Below are 16,738 nucleotides of genomic sequence, written 5' to 3'. Positions count from 1 at the left end.
CTAAGCGGCATGAACCACCGCTAAAGGAACTCCCACGGCTGAACCCATATTTGGCTCACTCACGGCTGCGAGAGTGCTGGCCAGCAACCAGCGGCTTAACCCCACGTAACAACCAGTTTGTCGATAAACGCCGGTGTTGCTGACAAGCACCATCCTGCCGGAGATCGCCAGGGGTGGAGCCAGCTGTGTCGACGGTGTTAGCTGAGGTTCTTTCTCAGCTTACAGCGTGGGGCGACTTGGGAGACTTGCGGGTTTGGCAAGGCTGCCAAGCGAACAGGAAGCCCGCCTTCTCAGGCTGGAGGTGTCCCCCATAGCAGGCGTAACCCCTGGCAGGCGCAGGCTCCTGGTTTCACCAATTTTAGTGGACAGCACACTGCCGTTACGGGAATCAGCGCGTTTATTCTACTTTCAACCTTTAGCTCGTCAGAAAAAGGCCACCGCAACGGTAACCGTCGCGATGACCCACGTTAATTTCTATTTGGTTTCGTCCGTGTCGCGTTTTGGCTTGGCCTTGCCCTTGCTCTGGTAGTAGGCGTCTTCTAAACGCTTGTAGGAGCCGGGTTCCACCTCGTCCAACACCGTCGCAATGGTCTCTAGGGCCTGGGCGTACTGGTGCTTGTTCTCAAACAAATCGGCGGCTTCCTTGCTGGCCGCAGCCACGTTCTCATGGCTGGTCTGGTAACGGTTGGCATATTGCAGGAGCTGTTCGGCCAACTCAGCACTGTCAATCAGATCGTCCGTCTTCTCCTGTAACGTGTCCAGATCCGTCTGGATAATCAACAGTTGCTTGGTGATCCGCTCCATATCAATCTGGGGCTGATCCATGTCGGTCGCCAACTGGGCCACTTCATCGCGGACCACGAAGAAGTAGTCCAAGTAATTCTGCGGAATGCCAGGGAGGTTTAAGTTCTCCACTTGCCGGCGCAAGCTATGTAGATTGAAGTCGAACTGCTGGAGCGTATCGCGCGCCTGCCGCTCTTCGTCGGCCAGACCAGCAACACTCTTCAAAATATCGGCTTGCTGCTGCTCGATTTGTTCGAGATCCTTTTGCTGTTGTTTCTGGTGTTCTAGCACGCGGGAGAACGTGGCCGTCTTGCCGGTCAGGTCCTGGACGTCCCGTTGATAAATCCCGTCGATGCCCCGCAACTGCTCGTTGAGTTCCCGGGCCGTTTCAAGTTCATGATGGTCCAGGGTGTAGTTTTGACTGAGCCGATCCAGTTCGGTCATCAGCGCGTGACTTTGGTTCTGTGCGTGCGCGATAAACTTAGCGACACCATCAAGATTGGCTTCCACCGGCGATTTGGCATCGATTTCGGTTTGCATAAGGTCGTAAACATTGTCGATTTGATCGGCAATTCGGTCGTTGACCACCTTGGCGTCGTCCGGTCGCAGGTCACCCAGCGTATCCAGGTTGGCGCTGATATGGTCCTCAATCGTATTAATGAGCTCGGGAACGTTCTGATCACCGAACTGGAATTTCTCGGCAGTCAACTGTTGGTAACCACCCTTTAATTCCTTCACTTGGTCCGGGAAGACCACGGTGAGGTCCTTGTACAGTGGCGGGATGGCCTTGATGAGGTCCTCCAAAACGGCAGTGTCATCGTGTAATTGGTCCAAGACGTCGGCCGCTCGTTGATGGTCCCCCTCCTGGGTCAACCGGGAGAAGGTATCGAAGTTATCTTCCAATTGACTCAATTGTTCCTCCAGCCCATCAATGCTGGGGCCAAAGGCAAAGTTCTTCGCCAACAAGGTTTTGCGGAGCTCCTGGTACTTCTGCTCCAGGTCCTTGACCGCTTGGCGATGTTGCTTATCGACCTCTTGAAGGTGGGTCAATTGTTCCTGCACGGACTTAATCAGCTCGTCCGTCTGGGTAATCAGGGTGGTCACCTTGTTCAGACTCTGTCGGAGCTGAATCAGGTTGACGCCCCGCGAATCGCTGAGTAGCTGGGCCAATTGGCTATCAATGCGGGTAAACCGGTTCTCGGTGATTTCGGAAAAGTCCGCTTGAAGATTTTCATAATCCTCGAGCGATTGACCAGTCAGACTTAACTGTCCAACCAGTTGAAGCTCATCCTTTAATGGAATAGCTTCCATCGCTTCCTTTTTAGTGGTTAACGTCGCGACTTGGCGCCGAATCCGTTGTTGGTAGAGCAACAAGCCAACGTACGCAACGATCGCAAGTATGACGATTCCTATTAACACAATCATATTGACCCCATCCTTCATCCACATTTCAACGTTTAAACGAGTTGTAAAATAACTCGGTTCATTTTATAATTTAATCTAATCTTGATTATAGCATAAGTGACGCACTGGCTTCACTACGTTTTCAGGATTCTCTCCACCTTTCTGGAGATTACCAAATAATTAATCTACGAACAATGGAGGCCTTTTCATGAGTGACCGTGTCAATCCTTTAGTTATCGAACAACTTGACGCCCTCCTACACGGGGAAACGAACCTTGTTGCCAACCTGGCCAACGCATCCGCCCTACTCAAGCAGACGCTGACGGACGTGAACTGGGCGGGTTTCTACCTTTACCAACCCGAGACGGACGACTTAATCCTGGGACCCTTCCAGGGGAACGTGGCCTGTGTCCACATTGAAAATGGTAGCGGCGTCTGCGGAACGGGCTTAGCCACCCAAACGACACAGCTCGTCCCCGACGTCCACGCCTTTGCCGGCCACATCGCCTGCGATTCCGCTAGCAATTCGGAAATCGTGGTGCCACTGACCTTAAGCGACGGCACCAAGCTCGGGGTGCTCGACATCGACTCCCCTAGCAAGGGGCGCTTCACCACCGACGACCAGGCCGTGCTGGAAGATTTTGCCCGTGTTTTACTGAAACACGTTGACAAAGCCTAGTCATTCTGGGTATACTGGTGGTTGTGTAAAATAATGCAGCGATAAGTGGTAAGCTCGTCAACAGATTGTTGCCGTTACATTGGTTCAGGAAGTAACCTGCGGCTGTACACGGTGAAACCTGCAAAGCAACCTGCACGAATACTAAACTTATAAACAGCTTATTTTACTCCAAATAATATTTTATTGGAGGAACTATCTATGTCTCGTTACACTGGCCCAAGCTGGCGTATTTCCCGTCGTTTAGGGGTATCCCTTTCCGGCACTGGTAAAGAATTAAACCGTCGTCCTTACGCACCTGGTGATCATGGTCAAGGTCGTCGTCAAAAGTTATCTGAATACGGTACGCAATTGCGTGAAAAGCAAAAGCTCCGGTTCACTTACGGCATGACTGAACGTCAATTCTACAACTTGTTCAAGCGTGCCGGCAAGATCAAGGAAGGTACCCATGGTACGAACTTCATGATCTTACTCGAACGTCGTCTGGACAACATGGTTTACCGTTTAGGTTTGGCAACGACTCGTCGTCAAGCTCGTCAATTGGTTAACCATGGTCACATCACGGTTGATGGTAAGCGCGTTGACATCCCTTCATACGAAGTCGAAGTTGGCCAAGTTATCTCTGTTCGTGAAAAGTCTAAGGACATGGCTATCATCAAGGGCGCTGTTGAAGCCGTTGTTGGTCGTCCACAATACGTCCAATTCGACGCTGACAAGCTGGAAGGTTCCCTTACCCGCTTCCCTCAACGTGAAGAGTTAGATGCAGAACTCGACGATTCTCTTATCGTTGAATACTACAACCGTTAAGATTAAGTTCTTAATCAGTTGGGAAAAAGTCTCGCGACTTGGCGAGGCTTTTTCTTTTGCATTTTTCTTCGAATTTTGTTGCTTATGGGTTCCATTTTCTATAAAGTAAAGTTAGCTGATACTTAACCTTTTTCACTGTTGACTATCGTTAAAACTGAACATAATCTATCGGAGGAAGCGTACATGTCTAACAATCAATACTTAAAAAGTCAACTCACCAATGAGGAGATTTTAGTCGTTAATTCTGAGATTGAACGTCAAAAGAAATCAACCGCCGTCGCATTTCTCCTTTGCCTCTTTCTAGGGACGCTGGGCGCCCATCGTTATTATATGGGCAAGACCGGATCTGCCATCGCCATGACCCTTATTACAATTTTGACGCTTGGATTGGGCACGTTAATAACTGGAATTTGGGCTTTCATTGATCTTTTTCTGATAACCGGTTGGCTTAGAGACGACCAGGATCGCATCGAAAATGACACCGCCCAATTAATCCTCAACCGTCGTCGGTCAGGCGCAGAAGCCAATAAATCTCCGGAGAGCTAGTTCAAGTTCCCTTAGCACCCGTGACAAAAATTGTGTACACCTATCCCTTGAGGAGGAAGCCATCATGAAACGAACGTTGATAATTGTTTTCACGCTACTTACCAGTCTCTCCCTCGCCGCATGTTCAACCAATTCTTCTGACCATTCCAAAACTGATCGTTCTGCATCCTCTAGCAAGAAGTCCGCTAAAAAAACGGTCTCACTCGCCCAATACGAGGCAATTAAGATCGGGGACCACGGTTCAACTGAAAAGTCGGTCAAAGCAAAGTTCGGAAAATCCTCAGTGGAAACTGAGACCGAAATTCCGGGGGCTAAGAAAAAGGCAACCCAATACTCTTGGACTAACGTTGGCCAATCGTTGAAGGGAGCCTCTGTAAACGTCCAGTTTATCGATGGCATAGCTGTCGGCAAGGGCTACGTGGACGCAGCGCGTGCCAGCAAAGTAACCGACGCCCAATACAAAGCGATTCAACCGGGTTCAGATTTTACTTCCGTCAAGAAACGTCTGGGAACCCCTGCTGGGGAAATCGTCTCCAATGTTGCTTCCACCAGTTCTCAAGTCCTAACCTACACGAATGGAACCAAGAGCATTTCCTTTACTTTTATGAACCATAAGCTCATAAGCAAATCAAAAACTGACCTGGGTCAATCAAGCTAATCAGACTTCTTCTGGCGTCCGCTTCCATCCCCATACCTTTTTCTATACAATTGAATTAGAGTTCACCGCCCCACCTGCCGATTGGCGTTAAAAGCCGCAGAAATTTACATCCTTGGAGGCTAGCTTTATGCCTGTCTTAAATCTCGTCATGAGCCTATCGCTCGTGCTCAACATCTTACTCGGATTGGCCGTCATCGCGTTACTGGTCGTCTTCGTCCTCTGGTTACGCGACCGGCACAGCCAGACGCCACAGGTCACGACGAAAACGTTAATCTACTACATCGGCCTACTCGTCATCTTTTTAGTGGCCAAGCTCGTCATGCACTAATGCCGGGTAACTTAAAAATCACGTTCTTCCTCACTCGGGAAAAACGTGATTTTTTTAATTATGATTTATCGACCGGCGCCTGTGATCGCACCGGCTTGGGCTTTAACTGCACGTCGAACACGTCCAGGAAGAAGGCCACCAGCGGCACTCCGACGATTAAGCCCCAAGCCCCGAAGAGCCGTTCACTCACAATCAACGTGATAAACGTGACGAAGATTGGCAGGTTGGTCGCGTTCGCCATCAACCGGGGGTGGAGGAAGTAGGACTCAAACATATGAATCAAGACGACCAGCACAATAACCTCAATCACCCGAATCAAGCCGCCCGTGACGAAGGCAATAATCATCAGCGGAATCATGGAGATCAGGACCCCGGCGACCGGAATCAACCCCAGGAAGAAGACCATAATCCCCAAGATAAGGAGGCTCGGCATCTTCAGGAGCCACAGTCCCAGCACCATCAGAATCGTGTTGATCGTGCAGATAATCAACTGGGTTTCAATCACCGTCCCGAAGATGTGCACGAATTTTAAGATTAAATTCCCCATGGGCACGAACAGCCCGGCAAATCGGCTCTTGGTAAACGCATGAACGAAGTGTTTTAGCTGATTCTTAGTTAGGTTGAAGATAAAGCTAAAGAAGAACGCCAACAGAATCGTTTCCACCCCGGAGCTGAACCGGGACAGCTTGACCATCCCACTCGACAGCATGGCCTTGCCATTACTGATGACCGTGGCGTTCTGCGTCAGGTTCTTCACCAGCTTGGTTAGCTGCGTCTCCAACTGCGGATACGTCTGAACCAACGTATCCAAGGTGTGCGGCAGATTCGACGCCTCCGAGACCAGCGGCGGAATAATCTGGCCAAAGGCGGCCACCAGCACGGCCAGGAATAACACGTACACCAGCAACGTGGACCAGAGATGATGCAGATGCAGGTGGTGTTCCAGCCCCATGATGGCGGCATCCCCTAGGTAGATGAAAATGATGGTGAACAACGCCAAGGATAAAAAGGCGTGGGCCCGCCAAACGATAATAATCAACAACACTAACGCTAAGTAATACATCGTCAATGGATTCTGCCACCAACGTTTTAATAGGTCTATCACAAAAATCCCCCTTGCGGTTGGCTACGCCTAACCCGCTTACCTTTCACCAACACCTACAACCGAATCAACTGATCGTACACCGGCAACAGAGCGGACACGTGGTCTTGAATCACCTTCACCTGTGCCGCCGCGTCCAGCGTAAAGAACGAGTCGCCCCGCAAGAAGTTACGGCCGACCTGCCATTCCGCATGCCGTTGCGTCTGGGTGGCCATCAGTGCCCGATAGTTCTTTCGATTTAACGGGACCCCGCAAGCCTTATCCGTGTGGTCCCCACCACATTCGAAATCCGCCGGCAATTGGAGCACCAGCTCTTCTTTAAGGCTGCTCAGCAACGCCTGCCGATCCTTGGCCTCCTGCAACACCGCCAACCAGATGAAGAAGCGGTCATCCCAGAAACCAATCTCAATGTGCGGCAACATCTTATACCCCCGTTTGGACGTGCTAAACGCCACCCAGGTATCCGGCGGCGGATTCTTCGAGCGCCGCCGATGCTGGGAAATGTGGTCGTAAATCGGCATACTCAACCGCGCAAAGACCGGCGCCAGGTCGGCCACCGTGGCCGCAAACTTCGGGTCGAGATACTGGCGAATCTTCCCCAATCGTCCGGGCAAGGTTGGATCGTCAAAAACGTGAAAATCTTGATCGTGATACATCGTGGGTCCCCCTTCCTGAAAGTTACTTCCATTCCATGTTATACTAACAACACCACATTGAAAAGAGGGATTCGACATGGCTGAAAAGAGTCAAATGGACAAACATTTACAAAATTCTACCTTTGGGGTTCCCAAAGTCAATCCGGATGAGCAACGCCGCTACCTCGGGACGTTCCGGGAGCGCGTGTCGTTAGCCATGACCATCGCTGAGGTCACCGACCGCAACAACGTGGATGCTTTCGTCACCGAAATCACAGCCCATCCCCACTTACAAGTCATCTTAAACGGCCACATCGCCCAGGGCGACCTAGCGCCGTATCTCAAGATTGCTAGTCAACACAACCTTAAATTTACGATTCGCAACGACATTTTCTACGGCATGGCCGAGGACGACTACGGTTTAATCGTGGCCAGTGACCACGCCATCAACGAAAATCCCGTTGATCTCAAGAAGAAATACCCACAGCTACCGGCCAAGGCCGAGCCAGACCATAAAAAAACGTTACTGGACAAGCTCCTGGGTAAATAGCGAAAGGAGCTTTATTTTTTTGGCACAACCACTTGCTTATCGTATGCGACCCCAACGTCTGGAGGACGTGGTCGGCCAACAGGACTTGGTCGGTCCAGGCAAGATCATTGCCCGGATGGTCGCAGCAAAATTACTTTCTTCCATGATTCTTTACGGGCCGCCGGGCACCGGTAAGACCAGTATCGCCAGCGCCATCGCCGGCTCTACCAAGTACGCCTTCCGCAAGCTCAACGCCGCCACCGATTCGAAGAAGGATCTCCAGGTCGTAGCGGCCGAGGCCAAGATGAGCGGCACCGTAATTCTCCTCCTGGATGAAATTCACCGGCTGGACAAGACCAAGCAGGACTTCCTGTTGCCCCACTTGGAGAGCGGCCGGATTATCCTGATTGGCGCCACCACCGAGAACCCGTACATCAACATCAATCCGGCCATTCGGAGTCGGACCCAGATCTTTGAGGTTCACCCCCTATCGCTGACCGATATTGAAACGGCGCTCCACCGGGCCATTACCGACAAAGAGCGGGGCCTAGGCGATCTGCCACTCACGGTGGACGACGACGCCTTTCATTTCATGGCCGGCGCCACGAACGGCGATCTGCGGAGTGCGCTCAACGGCTTAGAACTCGCGGCACAATCCACGCCACCGGCCGAAGACGGCCACATCCACATCACGCTGGAAGTGGCCGAGGCGTGTTTTCAACGCAAGGCACTCGTGGGCGACAAGAATGGTGATGCCCACTACGACGTTATCTCCGCCTTCCAGAAGTCCATCCGCGGTAGTGATACCGATGCGGCCCTCCACTACCTCGCGCAACTGGTAGCGGCCGGCGACCTGCCTTCGATCTGTCGGCGGCTCATGGTCATCGCCTACGAAGACATCGGCATGGCTAACCTCCCGGCGGCTGCCCGCACGGTTCAAGCCGTGACGGCCGCCCAGCAACTGGGGTTACCGGAAGGCCGGATTCCCTTGGCCGATGCCGTCATTGAATTGTGCTTATCGCCGAAATCCAACTCCGGGATTACCGCCATGGATGCGGCCCTGGCCGACGTCATGAACGGCCACAACGGAGCGGTCCCGGACCATTTGAAGGATGCCCACTACGCCGGCGCCAAGAAGTTGGGGCACGGGACGACCTACCAGTACCCGCACAATTTCCCCAACGACTGGGTCAAGCAGCAGTATCTTCCGGATACGCTTCGCACCGCACAATATTATCACCCGAAAACAAACGGGCGGTTCGAAAGCCAATTGGCCGCGCAATACGAGCGATTGCGCCAAGCCAGCCGGAAGTAACCGTTTGTATTATCGGCTAGAATATGCTACTATACAAGTGGTTCTAAGGTGTACGCGTTGTCTCACTACAAGTTGCCGAACAAGTAATTTTTAAACGGGATTGCCTAAGGGCAGAGAAGATGACATGCCTTTTCACTTGGAAGTCAGACACTCCGCCACGCTCTCCCCCCTGCATTTGTCATCGCGGGTCAACATGACTAGACAATTAACGGCACCACTTAGATCATCAAAAGCATTCTGTGCTTTGAGGGCCATTCCATTGAATGGCCCTTTTCTTTTGGCGCCAGTGTGCTATTCTAATTAGATTGACGCCGGTTTACCGGTCAACCAAATTTCTACTAAAAAGTTAGTTAACTATTTAAGGAGGCCCCTCATGGTCATCACGATTCTTATGATTTGCTACACGCTTCTCTCGTTTGGTATTGGTTGGTTTGCCTTTAGCCACCGCCAGCGGCCCTTCCTGGTCTTTCACCCGGAAGAATCCAGTGTTCTGAGCCACGTCCTCATCATCTGCGGCATCATTCTCATGGTCATTGGGGTGCTGGCCGCCATCGCCACTATCATGAACAACACCATCTTTATTTCCGTCACTTTACTGGCTGGCGTGGTGGCCATCATGGCCTTTCAGCTCCTACTTTTGCATTGGTTTCCAAAGCGGTAACCGTTTCCAAATTTTCCGCCTTTTTTCACCATATTGCTTTTTATTTGGCGTTAAATAACGTATGATAAGAGTATAAAGTAATGAGAGGTGAACAATATGTTACAACAATACAAGCACATTTTAGTTCCAGTTGACGGTTCATACGAGGCCGAATTAGCCTTCAAGAAAGCGGTCGCTGTTGCTAAGCGTAACGATGCTGATTTACATCTCGTTCACGTTGTTGATACGCGGGCTTTCCAGAATATTTCCAGCTTCGATACCAGCATGGTTGAGCAAGTCACGGAAACGGCAAAGAAGACGCTGGACAAATACGTGGCCGATGCCAAAGCCGATGGGCTAGAAAGCATTGACTACGCGATTGAATACGGTGCACCGAAGACCATCATTGCCCGCGATGTTCCTCGGGATAACGATACCGACCTGATCATGATTGGGGCTACCGGGTTAAACGCGGTGGAACGGTTACTGATTGGCTCGGTTACTGAATACGTCACCCGAACCGCCGTATGTGATGTCCTCGTGGTACGGACCGATCAAAACAACCGACCGGCCAAGAACACGCATCCAGAAAGATAATCTTACGATTTTAAAACCAAGTACCGCTACTGAACATCAGTGGCGGTACTTTTTTGTTCTGGGACAAACAAGCCTAGTCCGTCAGACGTGCGACCTTAACTGGCCGACACGTACGCCACAAGGTCGCCAGTTGGCTGACACTTACGATTCTGCTTAGTCGACTGCCGTATGAGACACGAAGAGCCCGAGGCAGTCCTCGAGCTCGTTAAACATTTTATTCGGTTAGCATCGGACCAATTTGTGGAATCAGGCGTTCCTGCAAAGCCACGTTGTGGGTCACCAGGGCCAGCGTTCTGGCAATCACCAGACTGCGCTTGGCAGCCGCCGTGGCTAGTAAAGCCTGTTCCGCCTGTCCCTTGACCTCGTACAACACATCGATCAAATACAACGATGCCTGGTATTTAACCGCACGCAGGGCCGCCTCGACATTCTCAACGGCCTGCTGCGGTTGTTCCAACTGCAGGTATAGCTTGGAGATGCGGTAGCGTGCCCAGATCATCCGTTGGAAACTCTCCTCATCGTGCCATTCGAAATCATCCAGATAGTTGCTAGCGGCATTCAGATAGTACCGCGTCTTGTCCAGTTCCTGACGTTCCAGGTAAGCCGCCGCCATCCCCACATTACCCACAATGGCGTAGAGGTCCCAGGGCATCCGATACGACCGGTGTAATAATAAATTAAAATGAAAAATAGCTTCATCCGGTCGCTGCCGCGCGCCCAACTCAATAAAGCCCCGGTAATAATGATACCGTTCACGGTCAAACCCATTCTGAACGTTGGTCATGTTCATCTTGGCCAGCATCTCGGCCGCCAGCGCGAAGTCCTCGCGCCGGACCGCGGTGGAAATACAATTAAATTGCTCATCTAACCCACTGCCCAGCCCCGACAAGACATCGTCCAAAGAAATGTTCAGGCGCCGGCAAATTTGTAAAATAATCTTGATGCTGGGCACCTTGTTCTTCTTTTCCATCAAACTAACGGTCGCCTGGGTGCAGATGCCCTCGGCCAATTCTTGCTGTGATAAATTCTTCTGTTTCCGGTATTGTTTAACTTTATTCCCTAATAAACGCATCTTATCTCTCCCTACGATTCGTAACGTTAGGTAGCAGTCAACTTGATAAAACCGAACATTACTCAAAACGTGATTAACTTCTACTCCCCGACCGCAAACAATAGTAGGCGTTAATCTTCATCCCCTGGTAATGACTGGCCATACTCCGGCCGGTTTATCTTATTTACCATGATAAGTGATTTACCGGGAATTACAAGCATTATGCCATTTTATTAAGGAACTTTAATCTGTCTATACCATTTTATCATTTGAATATAAAAGGATTAATATTCAGCCGTCAGTTGGCCGTATATTAATCCTTTTATAGTTAAGAATATCCGCTTATTAAGCATTAAGTAAGTTCGAGTAGAAGCAATTAATAGCTATAAATAAAGTTTTGGAGCACCGCCCACTGCGCGCGACGCGATGACTGGCTGGTAACCGACCACAGCCGTTGGAGTTCATTGGTAATCTGGCCGTCCGCCCCCAGCGCCCACATGCGAGTCATCTTATCGCGAGAATCCGGCGTCCAAATATAGGCGGGCACGCCCAGCCGATGGGCCGCCAGAATAAACTGTTGGCTCGCCGAAATTTGCTGAAACGAGTAGAAATCCGCCGGTACCGACCGGGGGGCCACCCAATTAAACGGCAAGATGTAGCCCACCTTGAGCTGGGGCATGGCCCGACGGAGCTGCGCCACCACGCGATAATCCAGCGAATGAACCTTGTCGTGGTCGCGGCAGAGCCGACGCCCATACTGCCGGGCAAAGCGCCGAACCATGCCGGCCGAATCCCGCGGTGTCGTCTTCAACTCCACGATTAGCGGCTGATGTAGCCGTTCCGCGGCTCTGAGGTAAGCCGGCCAACTCGCCAAGCGCGCGGATTGCCCATTTTCACGCACCGTCAGCCGTTCTAGCTGGCGTTGGGTCAACTGGTGAGGCGTGACGTTGCGTGATGCCAGAGCCCGTAAATCTTCATCGTGAAGCACGATCCAGCGGTGGTCCTTGGTCTCGTGTAAGTCCATCTCCACGTAGGTTGGCCGTTCCCGGTGGACCCGCTTCAGGGCCGGAATCGTATTCTGGATGCCGCGCTGATGGTCCACGCCGCGGTGGCTAATCAAGGCGGTTCGGGAGAATTGCGGCTGCGCGTGGAGCGTTTGAAAGACGATGCCCCCTACCAGGAACACACAGACCACCCCACCGCCTAGTAGCGGCCAGCGCAACCGGTAATACTGGACATGACCAGTGACCTTGGGCTGGCCGCACCAGCTCCAGACCAGTGTCAGCGCCCCCAGGATGCTCACGACTGCAAAGCCAATCAAGACCACCGTCAGCGACCCGGCCAGCAGCCCGCGCACCGTTGACCAACGACCGTACCGATCGACGCCCCAGTTTAGCCAGACTAGCCCCTCACTTACCAGCCACCAGCCGGCCGTCAAGAGGCCACAGACTACGAGTCCGGCCAGCATTTGCCCAGGCGTCCCGGGATGCTTGAGCCGGGGCGTCAACCGGCGAAAATGCCGCGGCCCCCACAAAAGGAGATAGCCGGCCAGCAACAGGTAGAGCACACCGGCCGTGATCACTACCGGCCGCCGATGTAGCGAGACCAGATTGACGACGCTGGCCGTCAACGGCAGGCGGACCAGTAGGCGACTACTCAGCCCCCACAGTCCTAGCGGCAAGGCCAGGATGGTGACGACGACTTCCACCGCCAGCCACGCCCACTTGTGCCGCCACACGAGGCGCCAGCTGGTCGCCCAGTCGGGATGCGTTGTCGCCCGCCCGTACAATCGGGCCACCTGCATGAATTGCCCGGCCGTCATGACGAGTAGGCCCACGATGGCCACCACCAAAGGGCCCGACCAGCCCGGACGTTGCCCGAACCAGCGGACCAGCGCAAATAATCCGGCTAGAAGCTCCCAACCTAGGAGTAGTTCCGGCGTAAACAGCCCCCAGCGCCAACTGGCGGTTAAGCGGTGCCCCCATTCTCGTAATTGCATCCCCTTCTGACCTCCCACACTATCTTGTCACTTGTCGTGCACACGGACTAGCCGTGCAACCGCTGCCATCAAAAAATCCAATAAAAAGACCGGCAGGCAACGTCTCCGTTCCACACCGGTCTTTGATTGACACGATCTACTTAGGCTTGTAAGTTGAAGCCGCCGAGTTATCATCCAACGGAATGAAATCGTAAGCTAATTCATCTTGATACTTGAATTCGTCGAGTGCCAAGGCGATTAACCGGTCGATCAGATCGGCATAGCTAATGCCAGAGGCTTGCCACAATTGTGGGTACAGACTGATGTTGGTAAAGCCTGGCAAGGTGTTAACCTCACCCACGTACGGCACACCATCTTGAGAAACCAGGTAGTCGATCCGCGCCATCCCCTTCAATCCTAGGGCAGCGTAGGTCCGCAGCCCCATCGTGGTAATCTCAGTGGTCAGTTCAGCCGGTAATTCAACGGGCACTTCGAACGTCACGCCACTGGCGTCCACGAACTTGTTGTTGTAGTCGTAGAACACATCGGATTCGGGTACCCGAATGGCCCCCAACTTAGAGGCTTGTGGCTTTTCATTCCCCAAAATGGAAATTTCGACTTCCTCCGGTCCCGCAATCGTTTCTTCCACCAGTACCTTGAAGTCATAACGAAAGGCATCAGCGAGGCCCTCGTTAAATTCTTGTTCGTTACCAGCTTTGTGAATGCCGACTGAGGAGCCTTGGTTAGCAGGCTTGATGAAGACGTTGGTCCCCAACTTTTCTTGAACCGTGGCGTAATCGTAGTCGTCCCGGTTGTCTGGCGTAATCACCACGTACTTGGTGTTGCGAATACCGTGGGTCGTCAGAACCTGCTTCGTCATATCCTTATCAAAGGCCGTCGCTGATGCCAAGACGCCACTCCCCACGAAAGGCTTTTTCAGTAAGCGGAAAAGCCCCTGGATCGTACCGTCTTCACCCAAGTTACCGTGAATAATTGGGAAGAAAACATCAATATCCTTTGCTTGAGATAAATTCCAAATGGGTGCCAATGGGTTGGTAGCGTCTACTTGGGCTTGTTCTTCAGCAGCCACCGCTGCCTCGTCCTCACCGTCGAACACGCGCCGAGAAGCGGCATCGCTCAGAACAAAGCCGTCACGCGTCAGCAGAAACAGGCTAACATCGTAACGCGTCTTGTCCATAGCATCGTAAATGTTGTGGGCCGAACGCTTAGAAACATCATGTTCCGAAGAATTACCACCGAATAATAGACCTACGTGTAATTTTGCTTTTGTATCCATTTTGTCACTCATCCTATCGTATATATTTCGGTTAGCCTTCAGTATACCATTTCTCTAAAAAATTGAATATCTTTTCAGCCTAAAAAATCGATAGTTGAGTTTAAATATTTTTTGAGTCGTGGCCCGGCGTCCTGGCGCAAGCGTAAGGCGTCCGCCAAGCGCTTGCGATTGAAGAACTGATTCCACCCCGCGAGGTTGTCCGGCCGGCGTCTACGGGCCACCGTCTGCCGCCACTGCTTGAGCGCCTTGACCAGGGTAACCTCGTACAAGGCGTGCCGGTTGGTCAGCGTCACGAAATACGTGGCCATGCGGTCGTTTTCCCCGTAAATCAGGGGCGTGGTCAACCGCTTTAACCGTTCGATTAACGTCAGCAACAAAAATAATTTATCCGCTCTGGGCAGGTCGTCGGTCTCCGACAGCACCATCAGCAGGTCGATAATTGCCGCGTAGGCGTGGGCCCACCCCTGCTGATTCACGAAGCCACGGGTGTCCGTCTCCAAGCAGATGTAGGTTGCCACCTGAATGACCAATTGCTGATAGTTCAACCGCGACTGAATCTTGTTTTCGGCCGCAAAATGCAAGGCCACCGCCAACACGGAGGCCGAACTGGCCCGGCCAAAGACGGCGGCGTTGGTCGGCTCCAGAATGTGGGCAAATAAGGTGGCGTCTCGACTGAGGAAATGAATCAGGGCGACCTGCTCATCGACACCCAGGGCATTTTGCTGGAGAGCGTCATAGATGGTGAAATTCACCCCATTGTACCGAATCTCCGGATCGGGCGAAGCCAGATGGCTCAACAGAAAATCCATGTCCTGAAGCGGCAGGTACAGGCTGTGATTCTGGTTGAGGTCGTCTCGCAATTCCGATAAATATTCGGTAATCCCGTCCTGGTCATCGGGCAACGTGACCGGGGTTCGCCGGTGGCGGTGAATGCCATCCATCAGCTGGCCCAGCCGCGGCCCCAGGGACTGGAAAACCACTCCCTGTTTTAATTCTTGATTTAAGGACCCTAGCTGCCGCTGCAACTCCCCGATCTGTTCATCCATACGTGACCCTCCAATAGTTTACGCATACCGTTCTAATTCGCTGTGACTACGACTCGACTTTCCCCGTGTTGATGACGGGTTGAGAGCCCCGTTCGTTAATGATGGAGACCATCATGTTATTGATTAGCTGTAACTTTTGCTTGTCGCTGAGCTCCAGGTCCGTTTCATTGGCTAACCGTGTGATGGCGCCCTCGGTAATCGAGACGGCCCCCTCGACGATAATCTTCCGCGCGGACAGAATAGCCTGTGACTGTTGCCGTTGAAGCATGGCCGAGGCGATCTCGGTAGCGTAGGCCAGGTGGGTCAAGCGTGTTTCAATAATCTTGACTCCCGCCACGTCCAAGCGCTCCTGCAGTTCCTCGGTCAAATGGTTCGAGACCTCGGTCGGATTGCTCCGCAGGGTCAACGCCTCGCCATCGCCGAAGTTATCGTAGGCGTACTCCGAGGCCACGTGCCGAATGGCCGATTCGCTTTGGATTTCCACGAATTGTTCGTAGTCTTCGACCGAGAAGAGGGCCTTGCTGGTATCTACCACCTTAAAGACGATCACCGCGGCAATCTCCACGGGGTTCCCCTGAAGGTCGTTGACCTTGAGAATGGCGCTATTAAAGTTCCGAACCCGCAGTGAAACGGTGGACTTGTTGGTCAGCGGTACGGTCAGGTACAGGCCGGCCTCGCGAATCGTCCCGATATACCGGCCGAAAAACGTCAGCACCTTGGACTGGTTCGGGCTGATAATCGTCAGACTGCTGGCCGCCAACGCCGCGACAATAATGATGATCACGGCCAGCGGCAACATGATTCCCTCGAAAGCCATCCAGCCACCGAGAATAAACAATGCCAAAACCATCAACAAGCCCAAGTAGCCGTTGATGTGAAACACATTCTTTTCATTCATGTGACTCACTCCATTTCCGAATAACTACTTCTATTATACCCGACTCAGGCGTAAAGCACTAAGAAACCGGTTACGATCGTCGCGACTCCCGGCCATAAAAAAACGGCGCCAGCCCCGAGGGTCAGCACCGTCACGCGTTCACTAAGCTTCTTGGATATCCACGAACCACGCAGCGTCCGTATCCGTCCCATTCAAAGCGTCAAAGTCATCGGCCAATGCGGGGTTAACCGCCGTGACCTTACCGGAGACCGGACTCGGAATGTCAGAGACCGCCTTGTCAGCTTCAACGCTTAACAGGTTGTCCCCCTTCTTAACGACATCCCCAACAGCTGGTAACTTGGCGAATTTGATGGTGCCTAATTCGTCTTGGCCCTCAGTTGTCAAACCGATCCGCGTACCGTTGTCTACTGCTTTCGTCCAAAAATACTTTACCATTTCAGCCATATTA

The 16,738-nt window shown here is 52.3% G+C and carries 18 protein-coding genes; 9 read left to right on the top strand and 9 right to left on the bottom strand.

What is annotated here, in order from left to right; genetic code table 11:
• Positions 1–474: 474 nt before the first annotated feature.
• The gene (ezrA, locus tag V8I28_RS08170) at positions 475–2,208 is read right to left on the bottom strand and encodes a septation ring formation regulator EzrA (protein ID WP_341779623.1); all 1,734 of its coding nucleotides are present in this window, start codon (positions 2,206–2,208) and stop codon (positions 475–477) included.
• Between the two features lie 187 nt (positions 2,209–2,395).
• On the opposite strand from ezrA, the gene V8I28_RS08165 reads away from it, so the two are divergent.
• The 5 genes from V8I28_RS08165 to V8I28_RS08145 all read left to right on the top strand — a co-directional run bounded on the left by V8I28_RS08165 (position 2,396) and on the right by V8I28_RS08145 (position 5,202).
• Entirely contained in the window at positions 2,396–2,866 is a 471-nt protein-coding gene (locus V8I28_RS08165) for a GAF domain-containing protein (protein ID WP_341779622.1), read from the top strand.
• Positions 2,867–3,064: 198 nt separating this feature from the next.
• Positions 3,065–3,670, top strand: a complete 606-nt coding sequence (gene rpsD / locus V8I28_RS08160; protein ID WP_233669802.1) for a 30S ribosomal protein S4 — start codon at positions 3,065–3,067, stop codon at positions 3,668–3,670.
• Positions 3,671–3,853: 183 nt separating this feature from the next.
• The gene (locus V8I28_RS08155) at positions 3,854–4,216 is read left to right on the top strand and encodes a TM2 domain-containing protein (RefSeq protein WP_341779620.1); all 363 of its coding nucleotides are present in this window, start codon (positions 3,854–3,856) and stop codon (positions 4,214–4,216) included.
• Between the two features lie 64 nt (positions 4,217–4,280).
• Complete coding sequence (locus V8I28_RS08150; RefSeq protein WP_341779619.1) at positions 4,281–4,874, top strand: DUF3862 domain-containing protein; 594 nt, start codon at positions 4,281–4,283, stop codon at positions 4,872–4,874.
• Positions 4,875–5,001: 127 nt separating this feature from the next.
• Complete coding sequence (locus tag V8I28_RS08145; RefSeq protein ID WP_341779618.1) at positions 5,002–5,202, top strand: hypothetical protein; 201 nt, start codon at positions 5,002–5,004, stop codon at positions 5,200–5,202.
• Positions 5,203–5,260: 58 nt separating this feature from the next.
• On the opposite strand, the gene V8I28_RS08140 is transcribed toward V8I28_RS08145, so the two are convergent.
• The gene (locus V8I28_RS08140; RefSeq protein ID WP_341779617.1) at positions 5,261–6,307 is read right to left on the bottom strand and encodes an AI-2E family transporter; all 1,047 of its coding nucleotides are present in this window, start codon (positions 6,305–6,307) and stop codon (positions 5,261–5,263) included.
• 53 nt (positions 6,308–6,360) lie between these two features.
• Positions 6,361–6,960: a DUF1054 family protein gene (locus V8I28_RS08135; RefSeq protein ID WP_341779616.1), complete on the bottom strand. Its 600-nt coding sequence runs from the start codon at positions 6,958–6,960 to the stop codon at positions 6,361–6,363.
• Positions 6,961–7,036: 76 nt separating this feature from the next.
• On the opposite strand from V8I28_RS08135, the gene V8I28_RS08130 reads away from it, so the two are divergent.
• The 4 genes from V8I28_RS08130 (at position 7,037) to V8I28_RS08115 (ending at position 10,020) form a co-directional block, all read left to right on the top strand.
• Positions 7,037–7,489, top strand: coding sequence for a YueI family protein (locus tag V8I28_RS08130; RefSeq protein ID WP_341779614.1), 453 nt, complete (start codon positions 7,037–7,039; stop codon positions 7,487–7,489).
• Positions 7,490–7,508: 19 nt separating this feature from the next.
• Positions 7,509–8,783 (top strand): replication-associated recombination protein A, encoded by a 1,275-nt coding sequence (locus tag V8I28_RS08125; protein WP_445928198.1) that lies wholly within the window; start codon positions 7,509–7,511, stop codon positions 8,781–8,783.
• Between the two features lie 373 nt (positions 8,784–9,156).
• Positions 9,157–9,444 (top strand): hypothetical protein, encoded by a 288-nt coding sequence (locus tag V8I28_RS08120; protein WP_341779612.1) that lies wholly within the window; start codon positions 9,157–9,159, stop codon positions 9,442–9,444.
• 96 nt (positions 9,445–9,540) lie between these two features.
• The gene (locus V8I28_RS08115) at positions 9,541–10,020 is read left to right on the top strand and encodes a universal stress protein (RefSeq protein WP_233669794.1); all 480 of its coding nucleotides are present in this window, start codon (positions 9,541–9,543) and stop codon (positions 10,018–10,020) included.
• 214 nt (positions 10,021–10,234) lie between these two features.
• On the opposite strand, the gene V8I28_RS08110 is transcribed toward V8I28_RS08115, so the two are convergent.
• The 6 genes from V8I28_RS08110 to V8I28_RS08085 form a co-directional block, all read right to left on the bottom strand.
• On the bottom strand, positions 10,235–11,092 hold the full coding sequence (locus tag V8I28_RS08110) for a helix-turn-helix transcriptional regulator (protein ID WP_341779611.1): 858 nt from the start codon (positions 11,090–11,092) through the stop codon (positions 10,235–10,237).
• Between the two features lie 355 nt (positions 11,093–11,447).
• On the bottom strand, positions 11,448–13,070 hold the full coding sequence (locus V8I28_RS08105; protein ID WP_341779610.1) for a glycerophosphodiester phosphodiesterase: 1,623 nt from the start codon (positions 13,068–13,070) through the stop codon (positions 11,448–11,450).
• Between the two features lie 136 nt (positions 13,071–13,206).
• Positions 13,207–14,346 (bottom strand): D-alanine--D-alanine ligase family protein, encoded by a 1,140-nt coding sequence (locus V8I28_RS08100; RefSeq protein ID WP_341779609.1) that lies wholly within the window; start codon positions 14,344–14,346, stop codon positions 13,207–13,209.
• 74 nt (positions 14,347–14,420) lie between these two features.
• Entirely contained in the window at positions 14,421–15,392 is a 972-nt protein-coding gene (locus tag V8I28_RS08095) for a DUF2785 domain-containing protein (protein ID WP_341779608.1), read from the bottom strand.
• 46 nt (positions 15,393–15,438) lie between these two features.
• Entirely contained in the window at positions 15,439–16,290 is an 852-nt protein-coding gene (locus V8I28_RS08090) for an SPFH domain-containing protein (RefSeq protein WP_341779607.1), read from the bottom strand.
• A 141-nt stretch (positions 16,291–16,431) separates the two neighbouring features.
• Entirely contained in the window at positions 16,432–16,734 is a 303-nt protein-coding gene (locus V8I28_RS08085; protein WP_341779606.1) for a glycine cleavage system protein H, read from the bottom strand.
• Positions 16,735–16,738 lie beyond the last annotated feature (4 nt).

The sequence above is a fragment of the Levilactobacillus sp. HBUAS70063 genome (assembly GCF_038374745.1).
In the GTDB taxonomy this organism is placed as follows: domain Bacteria; phylum Bacillota; class Bacilli; order Lactobacillales; family Lactobacillaceae; genus Levilactobacillus.
The sequence above is the reverse complement of the archived record's forward strand: the minus strand, read 5'-3'. Positions and strand labels throughout refer to the sequence as shown.